This is a genomic window from Zunongwangia mangrovi (assembly GCF_900112105.1).
Classification (GTDB): Bacteria; Bacteroidota; Bacteroidia; order Flavobacteriales; family Flavobacteriaceae; genus Zunongwangia; species Zunongwangia mangrovi.
Genome location: NZ_FOKV01000025.1, coordinates 1 through 2681, shown reverse-complemented (window position 1 = coordinate 2681; position 2681 = coordinate 1). Strand labels below are relative to the sequence as shown.

Genomic DNA, 2681 nt, shown 5'->3' with positions numbered 1-2681 from the left:
CAATTTAAACGATTCACTGTAGCGTCTAATTACTTTGTCATTTTTGTACATAATTATTAAAATTATGTAGCCTTATTTCCGGACGGGTCAAAATGTGCTACAACGGTCTCGAGTATGGACAGTTGCGGGCTGGTTTTCCAGGTTTTGTCCGCTTGAAATAAATATAGCTAAAAACATCTAATATCGATTAAGTATTTAGCTGCAATTGGCTATACGCGTTGTTAGCAAATGTTTTTATATTAGAATAGCTCTAGAAAAGTTCAAATATTTCCTGTGAAATTTCATTAACATTTCCGTGTTTTTGATTAGTAAGAATCACAATTGTTAAGTCTTTTTGTTTAAATCTTCTTACAACACATTCATAATTGCCACTTGAACCATGATGAAGATGTTCTATAGCTAAATCATCATTCCAATCAAATCGTCCTAGAGGAGCTTGAATATTATGTCCAATTTTAGCCTCTTTGGATAAAATTTTGACTGATTCTTTACTAATGATGTCAAATGAATCTAAATGTTTAAACCATTTGTACATGTCCTGAACTGTAGAACTAAATAAAACTGTCGGCATTGAAATTTTGTAATTATCTATTTCATAATTTTCATCGAAGGGAATTGCCATGAGGGTTTTGTCTTTATATGGGAACTGATCACTAATTTTCGAACTGTTTAAACTATAAGGATTAAAAAGATTCTCTTGAGCATATTCTGTGAAATTTTGTTGCGTTATTTCTTCGACGATCTTTATTAGCAGTATCGGATTATAATTTGAATAGAGATAATCCGTTCCAGGGGAAAATTCTAGTGTTTCAATTGCTTTTAAATCATTAAATATTATTTGATCTGTGACCATTTCGCCATTACTAAAATGTCCCCCCCAATTTACTTTGGGAAGACCGCTAGAATACTGTAGGAGTTCAATAATGGATATATTGTCCGACCAATTTGGTAAGTCTCTAACATATTTACTTAACTTATCATGTAAAGTTAACGCTCCTTTTTCCTTAAGCTGCATTATTGCTACAGCAGGAAATTCTTTATAGATTGAACCTATATTAAATCTAAAGTTCTCATTTAGTTTTTGATTTTTATCGGCATCAGCAAAACCATAAGACTTTTTAAAGAGTTCATTTCCTTTATGAACTACTAAAACATTTCCATTTAATTTTCCTTTTTCATATTTTGAGGTAAGAATAGAATCGATTTTTTCTCTTAGTTTTTCGGTATCACGCTTCTGCTGAATTTGAATTTTGTTTGGTTTTAAATCAATTTGGTATTTCTTTAAGGGTAAAAAGAATGAGATGAGGATAATTGATGATAATAAATATTTCATATGATGATTTTATAAAGGGACATAATAGAAAATTATATGTTACACTTTTGAATTAAAATATTTGCTAACGGTCTCGGTTATTGCCAGTTGGCGGAGTAGGGGACGCGGATTTGTCGGCTTAGTATTGGTTGATTGGTCAAGATAATTATTTTCTTTCTAACGGTGCCGCTTATTGGCGATCAACCGATGTTAGGCGTTGTTATTCGCGTTCTGATATAAATTTTATTGCTTCACTTATATTACCGTCTAATAGTAAATTATCGAAATTATCTTCTTTCGTAATATTAATCTCGGGTATTATTCTTTCATAGTATTTACCATTCCTGTCAGAATCTAAACCTACACTCAAAGTCATAAAAGCTCCAAATGGTAAGTTAGCCTTGACATTTGAGGTGGTTTTACCATTTGTCGGCTCTCCAATTAAAATTGTGTTTGACCTTGGTTTAAATGCCAGAGCTACAATCTCTCCAGAACTACCAGTAGCGTTGTTTATTATTACTGCAACTTTACTATTAATTAATAGTTCACCAGTTGGTTTTATTCTTCCTTGATTCTTGCCGTCATAATTATACTTACCATTGTTTAATGAAATCATTGATTGTAACCGACGATCTTTCCCTAGCACACCCCAGATATCATTATCTCCTAGAAAATCGTACAATGCTAATAGCATAGGTTCACAATTACCACCAGTATTAAAACGAAGATCAATTATCCAACCTTTTACATCTTTCTGAGACTTTAAGTTATTAATCTCATCATACATTTGCTGCGCTAATCTTCTGATACTCTTAGGAGAATTTGCATCTGTTATTCCAGGCATTAAAATATAACCGTAGTTATCACCGATAAGTTTTACTTCAAAACCTGGAATAGCTTTATATTTTTTCGCCCATTGTTCACTGAAGTCATTTATTGAAGGTGTTTTGAAATTGCCAGAAATTTGTAATTCTTTGTAGTATAATCTAGAATGATCAGCTTTCGTGAGATCAAATAGAAGTGGTACTTCTTTTAAAGAGGAACTAAAATCTGAATATCCTTTCAGGTTCCTATTCAATTTAGTTTCAACATCTTTCCAATTAACTTCATCCTTATAAACATACCCATCTTTCATTGTTTAAAATAATTCTCCGAAAAATGTTCTAATACTGTCTTGTGAAGTATGTAGATCTTGTGCTTTCGAAATAGTTGAGTAGAACAGAAGTAATATTAATACTTGATAATTTTTCATGTACATTGTTGTAATTGCCATGTTGTATTATACTGAAATAGGTTGACCATTTTTGATTCAATTTTCGACAGATTAAATGGTCAATAGTTCTAAATTTTGTTTATTCCTTTTGTAGGA

General features: G+C 31.5%; 2 protein-coding genes. Both read right to left on the bottom strand.

Annotated elements, in window-relative coordinates; genetic code table 11:
• Positions 1 to 250: 250 nt before the first annotated feature.
• Positions 251 to 1333 (bottom strand): serine hydrolase domain-containing protein, encoded by a 1083-nt coding sequence (locus tag BM201_RS17920; protein ID WP_092545187.1) that lies wholly within the window; start codon positions 1331 to 1333, stop codon positions 251 to 253.
• A gap of 199 nt (positions 1334 to 1532) precedes the next feature.
• On the bottom strand, positions 1533 to 2447 hold the full coding sequence (locus BM201_RS17915) for a S41 family peptidase (protein WP_092545185.1): 915 nt from the start codon (positions 2445 to 2447) through the stop codon (positions 1533 to 1535).
• Between the last annotated feature and the right edge of the window lie 234 nt (positions 2448 to 2681).

Bases quoted from the DNA above. Each gene is read 5' to 3' on its own strand.
- BM201_RS17920 (WP_092545187.1), bottom strand. From the start codon at position 1,333: ATGAAATATTTATTATCATCAATTATCCTCATCTCATTCTTTTTACCC.
- BM201_RS17915 (WP_092545185.1), bottom strand. From the start codon at position 2,447: ATGAAAGATGGGTATGTTTATAAGGATGAAGTTAATTGGAAAGATGTT.